The following is a 432-nucleotide window of genomic DNA, read 5'->3' as shown; positions in this document are numbered from 1 at the left end:
CGCGCCCGCGCCGACCGGGGCCACCGTCACGCCCGCGCCGCCGATGGCGACGCCTCCGATCTTGTCCTTCAATTCGCGCACGATGCGTTCGGCGAGCTTGGGGCCAACGCCATTGGCGCGAGCGACCATCGCCTTGTCCTGCGCGGCAATCGCGCGCGAAAGATCGGCGGGTTCGAGCGCCGACAGGATCGCCAGCGCGACGCGCGCACCCACGCCCTGCACGCCAGTGAGCAAGCGGAACCAGTCGCGCTCCGACGCGGTCGCGAAGCCGACCAGGCGGATGAAATCCTCGGCGACCAGCATCTCGGTGTGGAGCATCACCGCCTCGCCGACCGGGCCGATCGCACTGAGCGTGCGCGACGACGCGCCGACCAGATAGCCGACCCCGCCAACATCGACCACGGCATGGTCGAGTCCCGTCGCGTCGAGGCG

At 71.1% G+C, this 432-nt stretch carries 1 protein-coding gene; it reads right to left on the bottom strand.

The features are described 5' to 3' along the window. The coding region (ruvA, locus tag AACY08_RS30040) for a Holliday junction branch migration protein RuvA (protein ID WP_339472725.1) at nucleotides 1-432 on the bottom strand (432 nt) is incomplete at both ends.

Origin of the sequence: Pseudomonas sp. EL_65y_Pfl1_R83 (genome assembly GCF_963970695.1) — a bacterium.
GTDB lineage: Bacteria > Pseudomonadota > Gammaproteobacteria > Pseudomonadales > Pseudomonadaceae > Aquipseudomonas > Aquipseudomonas tritici.
Note: the sequence above shows the minus strand (reverse complement) of the source record. Positions and strands in the feature narration are given on the sequence as shown.